General features: G+C 59.8%; 13 protein-coding genes and 2 pseudogenes. 10 read left to right on the top strand and 5 right to left on the bottom strand.

Features of this window, described 5'->3' with window-relative positions:
* Positions 1-241: 241 nt before the first annotated feature.
* The 7 genes and pseudogenes from GV035_RS06365 to GV035_RS06335 all read left to right on the top strand — a co-directional run bounded on the left by GV035_RS06365 (position 242) and on the right by GV035_RS06335 (position 9,430).
* Positions 242-1,255: pseudogene (locus GV035_RS06365) on the top strand (GlxA family transcriptional regulator).
* Between the two features lie 170 nt (positions 1,256-1,425).
* The gene (locus GV035_RS06360; protein WP_159834132.1) at positions 1,426-2,637 is read left to right on the top strand and encodes an aminopeptidase P family protein; all 1,212 of its coding nucleotides are present in this window, start codon (positions 1,426-1,428) and stop codon (positions 2,635-2,637) included.
* Positions 2,638-2,706: 69 nt separating this feature from the next.
* Positions 2,707-3,966 carry a serine hydroxymethyltransferase gene (glyA, locus tag GV035_RS06355; RefSeq protein WP_159834994.1) on the top strand — a complete coding sequence of 420 codons (1,260 nt, stop codon included), beginning with the start codon at positions 2,707-2,709 and terminating at the stop codon, positions 3,964-3,966.
* 27 nt (positions 3,967-3,993) lie between these two features.
* Positions 3,994-4,788 (top strand): creatininase, encoded by a 795-nt coding sequence (locus tag GV035_RS06350; RefSeq protein ID WP_159834131.1) that lies wholly within the window; start codon positions 3,994-3,996, stop codon positions 4,786-4,788.
* Complete coding sequence (locus GV035_RS06345; protein ID WP_159834130.1) at positions 4,785-6,245, top strand: purine-cytosine permease family protein; 1,461 nt, start codon at positions 4,785-4,787, stop codon at positions 6,243-6,245. Before GV035_RS06350 ends, GV035_RS06345 begins: the two co-directional genes overlap by 4 nt.
* Before the next feature lie 646 nt (positions 6,246-6,891).
* Positions 6,892-8,472, top strand: a complete 1,581-nt coding sequence (locus GV035_RS06340) for an isocitrate lyase (RefSeq protein WP_159834129.1) — start codon at positions 6,892-6,894, stop codon at positions 8,470-8,472.
* Positions 8,473-9,199: 727 nt separating this feature from the next.
* Positions 9,200-9,430, top strand: a complete 231-nt coding sequence (locus tag GV035_RS06335) for a hypothetical protein (protein ID WP_159834128.1) — start codon at positions 9,200-9,202, stop codon at positions 9,428-9,430.
* Positions 9,431-10,096: 666 nt separating this feature from the next.
* On the opposite strand, the gene GV035_RS06330 is transcribed toward GV035_RS06335, so the two are convergent.
* The 5 genes and pseudogenes from GV035_RS06330 to GV035_RS06310 form a co-directional block, all read right to left on the bottom strand.
* Positions 10,097-10,477, bottom strand: a complete 381-nt coding sequence (locus GV035_RS06330; protein WP_159834993.1) for an alanine racemase C-terminal domain-containing protein — start codon at positions 10,475-10,477, stop codon at positions 10,097-10,099.
* A gap of 46 nt (positions 10,478-10,523) precedes the next feature.
* Positions 10,524-10,742: pseudogene (locus GV035_RS06325) on the bottom strand (helix-turn-helix domain-containing protein); the annotation flags it as partial.
* A 419-nt stretch (positions 10,743-11,161) separates the two neighbouring features.
* Entirely contained in the window at positions 11,162-11,530 is a 369-nt protein-coding gene (locus tag GV035_RS06320; RefSeq protein ID WP_201303918.1) for an antibiotic biosynthesis monooxygenase family protein, read from the bottom strand.
* Positions 11,531-11,781: 251 nt separating this feature from the next.
* A complete protein-coding gene (locus tag GV035_RS06315; RefSeq protein ID WP_159834127.1) occupies positions 11,782-12,024 on the bottom strand; it encodes a DUF6429 family protein in 243 nt (80 codons plus the stop codon).
* Positions 12,021-13,115 (bottom strand): IS630 family transposase, encoded by a 1,095-nt coding sequence (locus GV035_RS06310; protein ID WP_159834126.1) that lies wholly within the window; start codon positions 13,113-13,115, stop codon positions 12,021-12,023. Before GV035_RS06310 ends, GV035_RS06315 begins: the two co-directional genes overlap by 4 nt.
* Before the next feature lie 157 nt (positions 13,116-13,272).
* On the opposite strand from GV035_RS06310, the gene GV035_RS06305 reads away from it, so the two are divergent.
* The 3 genes from GV035_RS06305 (at position 13,273) to GV035_RS06295 (ending at position 17,048) form a co-directional block, all read left to right on the top strand.
* Complete coding sequence (locus GV035_RS06305; RefSeq protein WP_159834125.1) at positions 13,273-14,757, top strand: sensor histidine kinase; 1,485 nt, start codon at positions 13,273-13,275, stop codon at positions 14,755-14,757.
* Positions 14,742-16,124: a sigma-54-dependent transcriptional regulator gene (locus GV035_RS06300; protein WP_159834124.1), complete on the top strand. Its 1,383-nt coding sequence runs from the start codon at positions 14,742-14,744 to the stop codon at positions 16,122-16,124. Before GV035_RS06305 ends, GV035_RS06300 begins: the two co-directional genes overlap by 16 nt.
* Before the next feature lie 141 nt (positions 16,125-16,265).
* Positions 16,266-17,048, top strand: coding sequence for a hypothetical protein (locus tag GV035_RS06295; protein WP_159834123.1), 783 nt, complete (start codon positions 16,266-16,268; stop codon positions 17,046-17,048).
* Positions 17,049-17,079: the final 31 nt, after the last annotated feature.

The raw sequence follows: 17,079 nt of genomic DNA, 5'->3' as shown, positions 1-17,079 counted from the left end.
TCAGGGAATGTCAGTAGTTGAAATATGCAACGATTGAAATATGATCTAGTACTTTGCGTAATCTTTTAGTTAGAGGAAAGCGGTCAGCATCAGGAAGGCGCTGCCGCTTGCGAATTCTGCCTACGCCGATGACTAGCTCAAGGTCGCCAATTCTCGCCGTGGCTGAGGTCGAGAGCCAACTGCAATGCACCGCCTCTTCGTTTGGCTCGCCGCCGGGAGAGCGCATCAGAATAACGGAATGATGTCATCCAAATTAAAGAGTGAGGCGGAAGAACACGCCACAGAGAGTCTGCATGATCTGCGCGTGCTTCGTATCGGGTTCCTCCTCCTTGAGAACTTCTCTCTCATCGCATTGGGAACCGCTGTCGATCCGCTGCGAATCGCGAACATGCTCGTCGAGCGCACCGTGTACGAGTACGAGTTGATCGGCACGAGCGGCGACATCGTGCGCTCTAGTGACGGCATCCGCGTCGTCCCTGACAAATCGATGGCTGAAGCGAGTAAGTTCGATGCGGTGTTTGTCGTGGGCCCCAATCCCATCCCGCGCAAAGGTATCGGCGGCATCATGGATTGGCTGCGCTTGCAGGCGCGTCAGGGCATCGCTTTGGGAGGTTTGGACACCGGGAGCTAATTTCTAGCGCGTGCAGGGCTGCTGAACGGTTATCGCTGCACGATTCACTGGGAAGACCAGGATGTGTTGCTCGGGCAGTTTCCCAACCTCACGGTATCCAATCGTCTCTACGAAGTAGATCGCGACCGTTACACATGCAGCGGCGGCGTCGCACCTCTTGATCTCATGGTGCATTTGCTTGGTTTGCCGCCGGGTACGCCATCGCTTGCCGCACGCGTGCTGGAATTGCTCGTCGCGGAGCGCAGGCGCGGGGAAGAACGACAGGTCACCTCTCTGCGCCAATACTTCGGCAATGAACATGAGAAGCTGAATGAGGTTCTTCAGGTCATGGAGAGCAACGTGGAAGAACCGCTCAGCATCGAGGAGATCGCTGAGTTCGTCGGTGTGTCGCAGCGCCAGGTCGAGCGATGGTTTCGAGAGCGGTTGAATAAAACGCCAGCGCAGGCGTATCTGGAGATCCGACTTCTGCGCGCCCGACAACTGTTGTATCGGACGGCGCTTCCACTGGAGGAAGTGTGCGCACGTACTGGTTTTACATCGCTTACTCACTTCTCGACCCGCTATAAGGCGAAGTTCAGACTTCCGCCCATCGCTGACAGACGCCGCTATCAGAAGGTCCTCTGATCGTAGCTGCCCCCCGTAGCAAGCGACTGAACGCGCATTCACGAGCTTGATGATCGTAAACCCTCGATGTCGAAATCAGGAAGCCTTGAGTCGGATATGAAAATATTCGGAACGCTGAGGCTCATAAGATTTGCTCACACCAACGGCGTTTTTTCCAAGGAGCAAAGCGAATGAAGATGGAGAACCTCATCCGGATCGAGAATGGCGACAAGGTCAAGCACACGTTCTCCGATGCCGAATACGCAAACCGCCAAGGCAAACTGCGCGACCTGATGGCGCGTGAGAACATCGATGCCGTGCTGTTCACGTCGTATCACAACATTAACTACTACGCGGACTTCCTGTATTGCTCGTTCGGCCGCAAGTACGGGCTCGTCGTGACGCAGAGGAAGGTGGTGTCGATCTCCGCGAACATCGACGGCGGTCAGCCGTGGCGACGGACCGTCGGTGACTACAACGTCGTCTATACGGACTGGCAACGGGACAATTTCTTCCGTGCTGTGCAGGGCGAGATCGAGAACAGGGGCCGGGTAGGCGTTGAGTTCGATCAACTGCCGGTCGAGATGCTGTCGAAGCTCAAGGCGGCCCTGCCGGACGTCGAATTCGTCGATGTCGGCGCGCCGACGATGCGCATGCGGATGATCAAATCAGCCGAGGAAATCGAGGTCATTAAACACGGCGCGAACGTGTGCGACGTCGGCGGCGCCGCGCTCGCGGCGGCGGTGCGCGAAGGCGTGCCCGAACACGAGGTGGCGCTCGCATCGACGCAGGCAATGGTGCGCGAAATCGCGCATCGCTTTCCCGATTCCGAGTTGATGGACACCTGGACGTGGTCTCAGTCGGGTATCAACACGGACGGCGCGCACAACCCGGTCACGACGCGCAAAGTCCAGAAGGGCGACATCCTGAGCCTCAATTGCTTCTCGATGATTGCGGGCTACTATACGGCGCTCGAGCGCACGATGTTTTTCGATCACTGCCCCGATGAGCAATTGCGTCTGTGGAAAATCAATGTCGAAGTCCATGAAGCGGGACTGAAGCTCATTAAACCCGGCGCGCGCTGCTGCGACATCGCCAATGAGCTTAACAAGATCTATGCGGAGTATGGCGTGCTGCAATACCGCACCTTCGGCTACGGCCATTCGTTCGGTGTCCTTTCGCATTACTACGGACGCGAAGCTGGACTCGAACTGCGCGAGGACATCGACACGGTGCTGGAACCGAACATGGTTGTCTCGATGGAGCCGATGATCATGCTGCCGCAGGGTTTGCCGGGTGCGGGCGGCTACCGTGAACACGACATTCTGGTCGTCGGTGAAAGGGACGCGACGGACATCACGGGCTTCCCCTACGGTCCGGAGCGAAACATCATCGCGGGATAACTCATCGATTGAGCGCAGTCCGCGGCGGACGTCGCGGACCTCGCGATGCACGACGACATCGAGGAATTCATGTATTCAAAGGAACAAACGATTGCTGGCTTCGATCCTGAACTCTATGCGGCCATGCAAGCAGAGCGACAGCGCCAGGAAGATCACATCGAGCTTATCGCATCGGAGAACTATGCGAGCCCTCGTGTATTGGAAGCACAGGGTTCGGTACTGACGAACAAGTATGCAGAGGGCTACCCCGGCAAGCGTTACTACGGCGGATGTGAACATGTCGATGTCGTGGAAGCACTGGCCATCGAACGCGCAAAGAAGCTGTTTGGAGCCGCTTATGCGAACGTGCAACCCCACAGCGGATCGCAGGCCAATGCCGCCGTCTATCTCGCGCTGCTTACGCCCGGTGACACGATCCTCGGTATGAGTCTCGCGCACGGCGGGCATCTGACTCACGGGGCTAAGGTGTCATTCTCGGGGAAAGTGTTCAACGCGGTGCAATACGGCGTGAACGAGAAGACCGGTCTTATCGATTACGACGTCGTTGAGCAACTGGCGCTGGAACATCGACCGAAGATGATTATCGCAGGCTTTTCAGCCTATTCGCGCGTGCTCGACTTCGCGCGCTTTCGCGCCATCGCGGATCGCGTGGGCGCATATCTTTTCGTCGATATGGCGCATGTCGCGGGTCTCGTCGCGGCGCGGCTCTACCCGAATCCCGTGCCTTTCGCCGATGTCGTGACGACCACGACTCACAAGACGCTACGCGGTCCGCGTGGCGGCTTGATTCTCGCACGAGCCGACGAAGCCATCGAGAAGAAATTGAGCGCGATGGTCTTTCCAGGCACGCAAGGCGGTCCGCTCATGCATGCGATCGCGGCAAAAGCGGTCGCGCTACGCGAGGCGCTCGGCGATGAATTCGTCGCTTATCAAAAGCGCGTGATCGACAACGCGCGCGCAATGGTCAGCGTATTCATCGAGCGCGGCTTTGCGGTGGTGGCGGGGGGAACGGACAATCATCTTTTTCTCGTCGACCTCGTGAATAAGGGCATCACGGGCAAAGACGCGGATGCGGCGCTCGGGCGTGCTCACATCACGGTCAACAAGAATACGGTCCCGAACGATCCGCAGTCGCCGTTCGTGACGAGCGGGATTCGCATCGGGACGCCGGCAATCACGACGCGCGGGTTCGATAAGGACGAGGCGAAACTCACGGCGTCACTCGTATGCGACGTGCTCGATAACCTGGGCGATGCGCGGGTCGAGCAGCATGTACGCGACCAGGTTGCGCAGCTTTGCAAACGCTTGCCCGTCTACAAGGGCCTGTAGCAATACAACCCGGAGGGGAGATGAGCGATGAATGACAGCCCGATGATAGGCGAACTTGCCTGGCCCGAGTACGCTCGCCGCATTGGCGAAGGGCAGGCGGTGTTGATTCCAATAGGCGCATTAGAGCAACATGGTCCGCACATGTCGATGAACCCCGACGTGCTGCTGCCAAGTGCGATCGGCGCCGCGGTCGCGAAGAAGATCGGTGCGCTCGTTGCGCCACCCATTTCGTACGGATACAAGTCGCAGCAAAAGAGCGGCGGCGGCAATCACCTGTGCGGAACGACAAGTCTGGATGGACATACCTTGTCGTCGACCGTTAAAGACGTGTTGAAGGAGTTCGCGCGACACGGCGCCCGCAAGATCTGCCTTATCAACGGTCACTTCGAGAATTCGATGTTCGCGGTCGAGGGCATTGACCTCGCCTTGCGCGAGCTACGTTGGGAGAACGTGCACGATTTCCAGGTAGTGATGTTGTCGTACTGGGACTTCGTCACGGAGGCGACCATCGCACGCATCTATCCTGATGGTTTCCCGGGCTGGGCCGTGGAACACGGCGGCGTACTCGAGACATCGCTGATGCTGCATCTTCATCCGCACCTCGTAGACATGTCGCGCGTGCCCACGCACGACGCCGCCACTTTTCCACCTTATGACGTCTTTCCGCCTGTTCCAGAGTGGACACCCGCCTCTGGATGCCTTTCGTCCGCAGCGAATGCAACAGCGGATAAAGGCAAGCTGCTATTCGAGGTGTGTGTCGACGGAATCGCCAATGCGTTGCGCGTGGCCTACGACGCGCGATCGAACGGGAGACAACTATGAGCACGCAAGCAAACGAAGTCAGCGCCGATAAGGCGTGGAGCATCGAGCAGCACGCCATCGATCCGATTCCGCGCGAGGACCGGCATGGCACGCCGGGCGAGCTCTTCAAGATGTGGATTGGAGCGAATACTAATTACGTTGTCGTGGTGACGGGAGCACTTGCGCTGTCGCAAGGGTTGTCGCTCTGGCAAGCTCTATTGGCCATTCTCGTGGGAAATTTCTTCGGCTGTCTAGTGCTCGGACTGACAACGATCATGGGGCCGAAGAGCGGGACGTCGGGCATCATGACGTCGCGCAGCTCGTTCGGACAGGTGGGCTCGCTCTTACCCAAGGTGGTAAGTCTGATATCGGCGCTCAGTTGGTTTTCCATTAACTCTGTCGTCGCGACTCAGGCACTCGAAACGCTTCTGAAGATGAGCGGCTTTCACAGCCATGTCGTCGTGTGGGTGGCGCTTGCCATCATTCTCGCCGCAGAGATCATCCTCGCCATATTCGGCCATGCGACTATCATCGCGGCGGAGAAGTGGATCGCGCTCGTGCTCGCTGTGCTGTTTGCGGGCCTCGCGTGGTTCGTGCTGCCGCACACGAGCTTTGAGATCGCGTCGAAGATCAATCATGGCGGCGGCTCATTCAGTACATGGCTCATTGCAATGGGCATCGTGTTTTCGTATCCCATCGGCTGGGCCAACTTCGCATCCGACTATAGCCGCTATTTCCCCGCAGAGACCAATTGGAAGAAGATCGTGCTTGCCGCAGGGGGCGGCCAGTTTGTCGCGCTGATGTTTTGCGAGATCATTGGCGTGCTGTTCGCGACGGCGCTCGGTGGCACGCTCGGTGAAGACCCCGTCAGTCAGCTATCGCGCTTCCTGCCGACGTGGTTTATTGTGCCGCTTTTGTTCGCGATCATTCTCGGTGGAATCGCTGCGAACGTACCGAACGGGTATACCGCCGGCCTTGGGCTGCTCGCGCTGCGTATTCCAATCAACCGAGTGACGTCGCTCGCAGTCATTGCCCTGTTCACGCTGGCATTCCGCATAGTCACTGTGTTTTACGGCGAATTCTTCGGGATGTATCAGGTGTTCCTAAACTACATGGTGTTTTGGACGGCACCTTGGGCCGCAATCGTCGTGGTGGATTATTTCCTTCGCGGAGGGAGGTATCGTGCGGAGGACTGGATGAAGTGGGGTAGCGGCGCGTACTGGTACACGGCGGGAGTGTTCTGGCCGGGAATCATCGCATGGCTGCTCGGCATCGGTGCGGCGCTTGCGTTCTCCAACTCGCCTACATTCGTTAGTCCACTCATGCGTGATGTGCTCCGATGGGGAGATATGAGCTTCGAATGCTCCCTTCTGGTAGGTGGTCTCGTGTATTTCTTGTTAGCGCGCCGGCATCCGCTTTTCCGTGGCGCTCCGTCTGTCGATCGAGTGCAGGCGGAGGTAGGTTCTACGTCAGTCTGAGCGTCATCACGTTGTCGATGGATAGGAAGATGGGCCAGGTCTATCTGATGATCTCCGAGTGCGAAAAAGTAGTGTGCCATTGCGCTTATCTGCTTTTCAACGCAGAAGCAAGCAAGTGAAGTTCGGCGTCGTCTCGTTGCCGGACTTCACTCTCATGCGGTTTCCGGTTCTATAGATTTTTCTGCGACTCGCGCGCGACGACGGCGATTTTACTAAGCGGGTGCGATGCGCCTGGACTGTCGCATTCAGGCTCAACGGTGAGTGATGCCGCTTTGCGATTCATTCGTCGGTCGGCGGAATCACCGATGACTTGGTCGGTGTATGCACGGGCGCGTTCGCGCTCGCTCAAGCAACTGCGATGGACGTACAAACCAGCGTCTGAAAACGAAAGCGCGTTTCACATTACGGAAAACGCTCTGCGACGCCACCGCGCCGTTCTCCCACACTTTAAAACTATGTTTTGCATTGCGAAAACGCTCTCTATCACATTGAAAAATAACAATAAAATATGTCTTATGTCTTATATAAGAGTCGCCGAAAACTCACGAGACGGCGCTAATATTTAGCCATGCAGTCCGCTGCGACATACGTAGCGACACGCTGAACGACTTCATTCATTTGCCGCATTGGCTTTCAGGAGAATCACATGGCTCAGTATCAGGACGACATCAAGGCAGTTGCTGGTTTGAAAGAGAATCACGGCAGCGCGTGGAGTGCCATCAATCCCGAATATGCCGCCCGCATGCGTGCGCAGAACAAGTTCAAGACCGGGCTCGACATCGCGAAGTACACCGCGAAGATCATGCGCGCCGACATGGCCGCCTACGACGCCGACTCGTCGAAGTACACGCAATCCCTCGGCTGCTGGCACGGATTTATCGGCCAACAGAAGATGATCTCCATCAAGAAGCACTTCAACAGCACCGAGCGCCGCTACCTTTATCTGTCCGGCTGGATGGTCGCCGCGCTGCGCTCCGAATTCGGCCCGTTGCCGGACCAGTCGATGCACGAAAAGACCTCGGTCAGCGCGCTGATCCGCGAGCTTTATACGTTCCTGCGCCAAGCCGACGCGCGTGAGCTGGGTGGCCTGTTCCGTCAGCTCGATGCTGCTCAAGGCGCAGCCAAGTCGGCCATTCAGGAAAAAATCGATAACCATGTGACGCACGTCGTGCCGATCATCGCCGACATCGATGCCGGTTTCGGCAATGCGGAAGCCACCTATCTGCTCGCCAAGCAGTTCATCGAAGCAGGCGCGTGCTGCATCCAGATCGAAAACCAGGTGTCCGACGAAAAGCAGTGCGGCCACCAGGACGGCAAAGTCACTGTGCCGCACGAGGATTTCCTCGCGAAGATTCGCGCGATCCGCTACGCGTTCCTGGAACTCGGCGTGGACGACGGCATCATCGTGGCGCGTACCGATTCGCTGGGCGCGGGCCTCACCAAGCAGATCGCCGTGACCCGCACGCCGGGCGACCTGGGCGACCAATACAACGCCTTCCTCGATTGCGAGGAACTGTCGGCGGATGAACTGGGCAACGGCGACGTCATCATCAAGCGTGACGGCAAGCTGCTGCGTCCGAAGCGCCTGCCGAGCAACCTGTTCCAGTTTCGTGCCGGTACGGGCGAGGCGCGCTGCGTGCTGGATTGCGTGACCGCGCTGCAAAACGGCGCCGACCTGCTGTGGATCGAAACCGAGAAGCCGCATATCGCGCAGATTGGCGGCATGGTCAGCGAGATTCGCAAGGTGATCCCGAACGCCAAGCTGGTGTACAACAACAGCCCGTCGTTCAACTGGACGCTGAATTTCCGCCAACAGGCGTATGACACGATGAAGGCCGCAGGCAAGGATGTGTCGGCCTACGACCGCGCACAGTTGATGAGTGTGGAATATGACCAGACCGAACTGGCCGCGCTCGCCGACGAAAAGATCCGCACCTTCCAGGCGGATGCATCGCGCGAAGCGGGCATTTTCCACCATCTGATTACGCTGCCGACCTATCACACCGCCGCATTGTCGACCGACAATCTCGCCAAGGAATACTTCGGCGATCAGGGCATGCTGGGTTATGTGGCTGGCGTGCAGCGCAAGGAAATCCGTCAGGGCATCGCCTGCGTCAAGCACCAGAACATGTCGGGCTCGGACATCGGCGATGATCATAAGGAGTATTTCAGTGGTGAAGCGGCTTTGAAAGCGGCGGGGAAAGACAACACCATGAATCAGTTCTAAAGCCAGCAGTACCCTAAGCGAAACGCCAGCCTTTACAGGTTGGCGTTTTTCATTGAACGCGATGGGTCGCGTAGAACATTGCCTGAACCCACTTGTCTCATCCCGCAAGAACTCACCGCGGCAAAGGCGCGCATTCCGGAAGATCTACGCCCTGACACACCAGAACGCTGTGTCAGGATCGTCGGGTAGGAGTGCGGGGTCGTCGGTCCACATTGTGCGTAGCTCTGCTCGACCGATAGACGCGATGTTATTCAGCAGCGGCTTCTGGTCGAGCGATTGACCAGATGCACCCTTGCGGTCGGCGAGTACTCCGCGACGTAGGTCTCGAAGTGCAAAGCATGCCATCAGGAACAAACACGTTGGCAAGAGTCACGCCGCCCGCCGTGCGGACGCCAAGTAGCTCGATACACTTTGCGTCGTTTCCTAGGCACCGTTAGTGAAAGAGCGATGCCGTGCTTCATTGCGGCCCCCGTTTGACGCGCAATATCGCGGCTTATGAAATCCCGGGCCACGTAGCGGAACTTCCGGTGCGCCGCAAAAAAGCGTCGTTCCACATCGGCCGCATCCATTTCGCAGTGAGCAACGCGCGCGTTAGACGCTTGAATTTACGGCGTATATTTCTCCGAGAATACGGCGGCTTTCTATGGCGAACCTGCTGGTGACAGTGAATACTCTTCAATAAGAGATCGGATCCGTCTCTCTCATCTTCTTGTAACCCGGAGGAATCATGCAGGACGTCTACGTTGAGCCCGTGCCGAAAGGACGTTATGGCCCTATCGATGGCTATAAGCTCGAATTTCATGATGGAAGCCGCGTCTCGCATGAGACTTTCCTCTCTGAAGCGCGGGCGATAAGAGAAGCCAAATTGCGCGGCTATGTTCCGATGCTGGCGAAGGTGCGCATCACTGACAAGCGCGAGACGGCGCACTGGCAGAGCACTGAAGACCGGGACCTCTGAGCCGCGCGTCACAAATCGGAGCGCCTGGCACTGCCGTGGCGTTTTCGACAAATCCCCCTTGTCTCGAGTAACTCTCTGACTAGGGCACGGGTTGCCGGGTGGGCAGGGGAGACGCTCGAGGCTAGCCTCTCCCTACTTCATCAGAGCAGAAGATGCGTCGGACACGACGGTTTCGTCCCTGCGGAGTGACACCATCACCGTCATCCGACGAACTTCCATCTATTGAGGTTTCACTTGGGAGGCGATGCCATTCACGCATATGCTACTCAATCAGCGGGAATCGAGCAGTAGACGAGTAAACGGGATCACGCCGAATGACTGTGCCGCACGGCCGAGTCGCCGCTGAGGAACGTCATCTGCTATCCGCTATCTGTTTTCTGACCGATGTCCCCAAGGCCGACAGGCCGAACTGCATTGCTAACTCGAAGCAGTCACTCGTACATCGGTCATAACCAAAGCCAGGCGCCGTTTCTTGAGCCTTCATCGAATATGCCCGGTTCAAAGCAACACCGTGTGGCGTTTTCAACAATGGGATCGTGTGCGCCCGCTCGGATCCGGGAGCACTGCACCGGCGCTTGCTAAGAACGCTCCTCGGCCCTGGCACCGTCTCGACGGTGCGTTAATTACATTCGGATTCCGTGTTCTCGAACGAGCGCCCATCCCTTCTTATGGCGTTGCGGTCACCGGAGCGCGCAGCGCCAATCCGCACATGAGCTCGTATCCAATCGTGCCGGAAGATGATGCAATGTCATCAATCATTATCTTCTCACCCCAGAGTTCGACGTCGGAACCAACCCCCGCGTGCGGACAAGGCGTCAGGTCTACGGTGAGCATGTCCATCGAGACGCGGCGCACCGTGCGCGTCAAAAGTCCTTCCACCGAGATAGGTGTGCCAGTCGGTGCATGCCGCGGATAGCCGTCGGCGTAGCCACAAGCGACGACACCGATTCGCAAGTCGCTTTGGACTTTGTAGCTTCGGTAAGCGGCCAGCGAACCCGTCTTGACGAACGATGGATTACTCGACAGGCGCGAGAGGCTGCCAGTTATGAGGCAGCAATGTTGCGATGTCGCTTGCTTTGTGGGCCGGGAGGCGAGTCAGAATGTCCCGCACCGTTTCCTTGGCAAGCCGGATGCCGTGGCATTCGTCAAGCTTCTCGCGCGCCAAAGTCGGGCCGAAGTCGGCGTAGCGCTCTCGGATAATGCTCACGGCGCGCTGTGCCAAAGCATCGTCGCGCTTGCGATTGCCCGGTTGGCCCCGCTTGCCCGACGCGACGCCTGGCAGTCCATGCTCACGATAGCGCGCCACCAGCCGCTCTGCGATGGCGCGTACTTGGCCGCACTAAATCTGTCTGCGAGTGTCGGTTGTACCATCGGAAGCCGCCGTCCTCGTTGCGTGAGCCTGAATGGCAACTCAGGGTCGCAAGTACGCATTGGCGGTGGCGAAACGCGTCGCTCACGGCCGATTTGGTGGGAACGGCCGGAGAGCGTTGTAGAACCGACATACCCAAGCCTACATCTAAACGTCAGCAATGGCCGACTGACAGTCCTTCCGCCCGTGCTGACGCTGCTAACGTCGCGTTGAAGAGCTATAGCGACCCAATGGATGAAACTGGCCGATTGATTGAGCTCGCCAACGGCCGCTTACGCACGCATCAGTCTGCAAAACCCGATTCGCGCACTGACCGTGTGGATCTCGATCACGTCGAGATTCACCAAGGCCACCAATCGATCCTATCCGACGCAGATGCCCGGCACTGCGACCTTCTGAAAGAGATGCGGTGAAGTCATCGCAGACGAGGGGTAAGCGGCGAGGCTCGCTCTGAAATCCGGATGACCGAATGCCGCTCGAAAGTGGGCATTCGACTCCCAGACGGCGTAGTTCAAATAGGTGGGACTCTCCCCGACTGCGCGGTGAAGTTGCGTCGAAATGAAGCCCGGCTGTTGCTTCATGAATGCCGCGTCGTCCTGCCAGGCTTTTAGAAACGTCTGCTCGTCGGCCGGTTCCAGCATGAAGACATTCACCAGGACGACAGGGGCAGCGTCGATGGAAAGTTGACGCTCGATAGGGAAGGAAGGGTCAAGCGGTCTCATCTGCAGCATGGCCAGCTCCTTTGGTCGAAAAGACGATGACAGCACGAGACGCCCAATGTGTAGTGCGTCGAGATCGCGATGTCAATGTGTATTGCTGCCGCCGAATGTACGAGACGAAAAGAACACCAGTCGGCGAGCGCCTAGACTCAATAGCGAGTGATTGACCGCAGCGAATCGCGTGGACGAGTAACTCGGGCTGCAGCTTCTCGGCGCGCGATCCCCTGTGCGAAACTAGTGTCGTGAGTTAGAAGTTCGTTGAATCAATTTCCCGGTCTTTCTGGAATGACGAAATGTTGATTAAAGAGCCGCTCGGACTCGCGCAATCCTTCTTCGGTAAAGATCACGGACTTCGTCTTGTTGACCGGGTCTTCGATGAAACCTCGTTCGTAGAGCCGGTTCAGTACATCCCGGTCGAAACCCTTCCATGCACGGTATCGGGCATGCAGGGTCAGGTAGAGAAGTGCCAAGGCGACTTCATCAATTGCGTCGGTGTTGATGTTCATGATGCTTCGCCCGCGGCCTTCGTGACCCGCATACAGAACCGTTCGAGACTGGCCAGAATCTCATCAGCCGACTTGCTCCAAGAGAACGGCTGTGGATTGGCGTTATAGATCTCCAGGTATTGACGGATCGCGTCTTCGAGTTGACGTGTCGAGCGATGCGTACCGCGTCGAAGGTATTTTTCAGTGAGCGAGGCGAACCATCGTTCGACCTGATTAAGCCACGACGCCGAGGTGGGCGTGAAGTGAACATGGAAGCGGGGATGACGGGCGAACCAGGCTTTGATCGAGGGCGTTTTGTGCGTGCCATAGTTGTCCATCACCAGATGCACATCCAGGTGCGACGGCACGCTGGCTTCGATGGTGCGCAGAAAACGCACGAATTCGCTGCTGCGATGGCGCCGATGTACCTCGCCGATCACCTCGCCAGTCGCGATGTCCAGCGCCGCGAACAGCGTGGTCGTGCCGTGACGCATGTAATCGTGCGTGCGTCGTTCAGCGATGCCGGGTGCCAACGGCAACATGGGTTGCGTGCGATCGAGCGCCTGAATCTGGCTCTTTTCGTCCACGCACAACACCATGGCCTTAAGCGGCGGATCCGGATAAAGCCCGACGATATCTCGAACCTTGTCGACGAACATCGGATCACTGGAGAGTTTGAACGTTTCCTGCCGATGCGGCTGCAAACCAAAAGCACGCCAGATCCGCGTGACCGCCGTTTGCGACAGTTTCATCTCACGAGCCATCGTGCGCGTGCTCCAGTGAGTTGCGCCGACAGGCACGGACTCAAGCGTCTTTGCAATAACCGCATCGACGCGCGCATCATCAATCGTTCTCGGCGCGCCGGGCCGAGGCGCATCGAGCAGTCCGTCCAGACGATTCATGACGAACCGCGCCCGCCACTTCGACACCGTTTGCTGAGTGACCCGCTGTTTCGCCGCGACACTCCTGTTGTCCAGTCCATCGGCACAGGCCAACACGATGCGGGCCCGCAATGCGAGGGCCTGTGCGGTCTTGCGTCGCAATGTCAGTGCTTGCAGTTCTTTGCGCTCCGATTCGCTCAGCACCAGTTCCCCTTTGGGCCGTCCGCTCATCCCTGCCTCCTCGCATCAAGTGCCACACAGAACACTTTGGTACGTGGTCGGCATCATTCAATGAATTTTTAACTCGGGACACTAGGCCCATGCACGGTCCGCTTGGCAAAGGACTTGCTTCACAGGCCGCCACCCCCGTTTGCCCCATGATCCTCTCATGCCGAGACCGTCGTTTTCCACGCAGCTTCTCACGCTCTGGACTTTGATCGCCGTGCTGTGCGGTCTGTTGAGCGTCGCGGTATGGCTCATGTTGTCATCGGCGCTCAGCGAGCGTGTCGTGGCCGCGAGGCAGCAAGCGGAGGCTGCGTGCACGGCAGTGGCGTCGCGCTATGACCTGTCGATGCAGCGTTCCGGCGAAACGAATCTCGACCTGATGCACGCGGTGCTCGATCTCGTACTCGTCCAGACCGATGGCGTCGAAGGCGGCTTCTGGACCAGCCAGCCGCCGTCGAACGCGTCCAACGGCTTCATCGCATACGCATTTCCTACCTATGGAGGCAGCGGCGTCAAGCGCGACATTCCCGAGGCGGAGACGCCGCTCATTCTTCGTACGCTCAAGAGCGCATCGAGCGCCGGAGCGCTGCACGCGGAAACCGTGTCGAGCGGAACGGACGCGGTGCTCGCGGTGGCCTGCCCCGTGCCGCGTCACGCGGCGCTGTTCGCATGGACGCTCACGCGTGCACGCCCCCCGCTCGGACCGTACGGCGAGCGCGCCACCGCCATTCTTGTGAGTGTGCTGGCCGTCATCGTCGTTCTCGCGTTGTTTCTCGCCTTGACCCTCAAGCGCTGGCGACAGAACCTCACGCTGCTGGAACAGGCGCTCGCGCCCGGCGGCGAATTCGAACGCGGCAAACGGCTCGAGCGCATCGGCGAGCGCGATCTCGATCAGATCGTCGATGCTCTCAACCGTTACGCCGACCGCGCCCAGCGGCTCAAGCGCGACGCCGACGCGCTGAACCGGAAGCTCGCACTGGAGGAACGGTTCAGCATGCTGGGAAAGATGGCCGCGCAGTTCGCGCATGAGATCCGCAACCCGGCGGGCGCGATGCGTCTCAAAGCGGAGAACGCGCTGGCCGGCGACGGCGCGCGCCGCGAAGCCGCGTTGAGGACGATCATCCAGCAAGTGGGACGCATCGAGTCGCAGGTGACGAGCCTGCTCGCGCTGACGCAATCCGTGACGGTGCACGCGCGCGAAGTCGATCTGCGCGCCTGGCTCGACGATATCGTTCATACGCATGAATCGCGCGCTGAGACCAGGCATGTCGCGCTGAGTGTGGAAGTCGCAGATAGCAAGACGCAGCCTGTCTTCGATCCGGCGCAACTCGCGCGCGCGCTCGACAATTTCCTCGTGAATGCGCTCAGGCACGCGCCGTCAGGCGGCAATGTGACGGTTCGCGCATATGGTGTCGAAGCGCAAGAGGGCGAAAGGCTCAGGCTGGAAGTCATCGATAATGGAGCCGGCGTGGCCCTGGCCGAGCGGGAGCGGATCTTCGAGCCGTTCGTGACCGGCCGGCCCGAAGGGTCGGGTCTCGGTCTCGCTGTCGTGCGTGAGATAGCGTCGGCGCATGGCGGCCGCGCTTACCTTGCCGACGATTCCAACGTGACGCGCTTTGTAATCGACTTGCCATGGCGACCATCCTGATCATCGACGACGACGACGCGTTTCGCGAAGGCCTCGCGGAAACCGTGCAAGACCTCGGCCACTCGACGGCCGAGGCCCGTTCCGGCGAAGAAGCGCTGGAGCTGTTGCGCGGGCGCGCGGCGCCTGCCTGCATCTTTCTCGACTTCCGCTTGCCCGGCGCGGACGGCGTGGCCGTGCTGGAGACGCTGCGCGCGACGCCAGGCTTGCAGACCGTGCCGGTGGTGATGCTCACCGCGCACGCGACGAGCGACAACACCATCAGCGCCATGCGCCTCGGCGCGTTCGAGCATCTCGCCAAGCCGGTCGGACGCGAAGAGATCGCCGCGCTGCTCGATCGCGTTCTGTCGGCGCAGATGAACACGCCGGCCACGCGCACGTTCGCGGACGAAGTCACGTCCGACGAGCCGCAATTGCTCGGCGTGAGCGAGGCCATGCATGAGGTGCAGAAGCGCCTCGGCCGCGCCGCCGGCACGAACTCGACCGTGCTGATCACCGGCGAAACAGGAACCGGAAAGGAAATCGCCGCTCGCGTGCTGCATCGCGCGTCGGCTCGGGCGAGCGGTCTGTTCGTCGCCGTGAACTGCGCGGCCATTCCCGAAGATCTGCTCGAAAGCGAACTGTTCGGACACGGGAAGGGCGCTTTCACGGGCGCGCAGCGCGACAGGCGCGGGCGAGTCGAGGAGGCGCATGGCGGCACGCTCTTTCTCGACGAAGTCGGCGACATGCCGCTGCCCATGCAGGCCAAGCTGTTGCGCGTGCTGCAGGAAAGGCAGGTCACGCCGCTCGGCACGAACCGGGTCATCACGGTCGATGTACGCGTGGTCGCCGCCACGCATCGCGACCTCGCTTCGATGGTCGAGGCAGGCACGTTCCGGCAGGACTTGCTGTTTCGTCTCAACGTGATTCCGTTGCACATGCCGCCGCTGCGCGAGCGCGTGGCCGATATCCTGCCGCTGGCTGAACACTTCCTCGCGGCGGCATCGACCGATGTGGCGCGCAAGCATCTGTCAGCCGACGCTCAACGCCTGCTCGCCACCTTCGCGTGGCCGGGCAATGTGCGCGAGCTTGCCAATGCGATCGAGCGGGCCAGCGCGCTTGGCGCCGGACAGGTCCTCACGCGCGACGACTTCGCGTTTCTGACCGCGACCGCGACGCGAAACAACGCGGACGACGCGATTCCGCAGGCATTCCTCGAGCTTCCGCTGCCGCAAGCGGTCGCGCAACTGGAGCGTGCGCTGATCGTCCACGCGCTATCGGCGTCCGGCGGCAATCGCGCCGAGGCGGCAAGGCGGCTCGGCATCAGCCGGCAGTCGCTTTATACGCGCATCTCGGCGCTCGGCATGTCAGAGGCTTCGGCAGGCGCTTGAAGTCGTCAAGGAACCGGACATGCGCTGTCGGGTTCCTTGACACATCGAGCTGCTTGTCGCGCGTGGCGTATTGATTTATCGGCGTTTTTCGAATGGCATAGCCCTTGCAGATCACTCCTCGTCAAGCGTAAGGAGTGAATCATGCAATCAACTCGATATCCCAGCCCGAGAAGCGCCGTGCTTGCGGTCCTGCTCGCGGCGAGCGCCGGCTGCGCAGCGCAAGTTCCACCGCCGTCTGCTGGAACGCCGCCACCGCGACCTGTAGCGTCCGACGCTCCGCCGCCTGCCGTCGCGGGCGCGCCGATGCCTCCGCCTGCGCCGCCACGTCCGGGCGCAGCGCCGACACCGCTTGCCGACGCCGCTTCGACGGCGACCACGCAGGGCACCGTCGCGCGCTTCCTCACTAATCCGGACGGCGATGTCGACGGCTTCATGACCGACGACGGGACACTTGTGCGCTTTCCTCCGCATATGAGCGCACAACTGACTTCGGTCGTTCGCCGAGGCGATCGCGTACAAGTGATTGGCCGGCGCGACGGAGACGGCAGCTTCGCGGCGCAACGCATCGTCGATACACCGAGCGGTCGGCAAGTGATCGACGAGCCGCCGATGCGCGGCGCACCGGCGTGGCCCCGCGACGCACGCGCGGAAGGACTCTCGCGCCTAAGCGCGCAAGGACAGGTCGCGCGCGTCACGAGTGCGCCCCGCGGCGAACCCGATGGCGTGATCCTGTCCGATGGCACGGTCATCAAGCTCACGCCACCCGTGGCTCAACGGTTCCCGGCGCTGGTCCGCGCCGGCGCGAGGGTATCCGCGCAAGGCTACGGCACGCGCAATCAATACGGCACCGCGCTTCAGGCGACGGCATTCGGCACGCCGGGCAATCTGACGCCGCTTTACGACCGCTCGTCGCGCACGCCTTAACGCGGGCTGTCGCAATCATCTATCACTCGCA

The sequence above is a fragment of the Burkholderia sp. 8Y genome (genome assembly GCF_902506145.1).
Classification (GTDB): domain Bacteria; phylum Pseudomonadota; class Gammaproteobacteria; order Burkholderiales; family Burkholderiaceae; genus Caballeronia.
The sequence above is the reverse complement of the archived record's forward strand: the minus strand, read 5'-3'. Positions and strand labels throughout refer to the sequence as shown.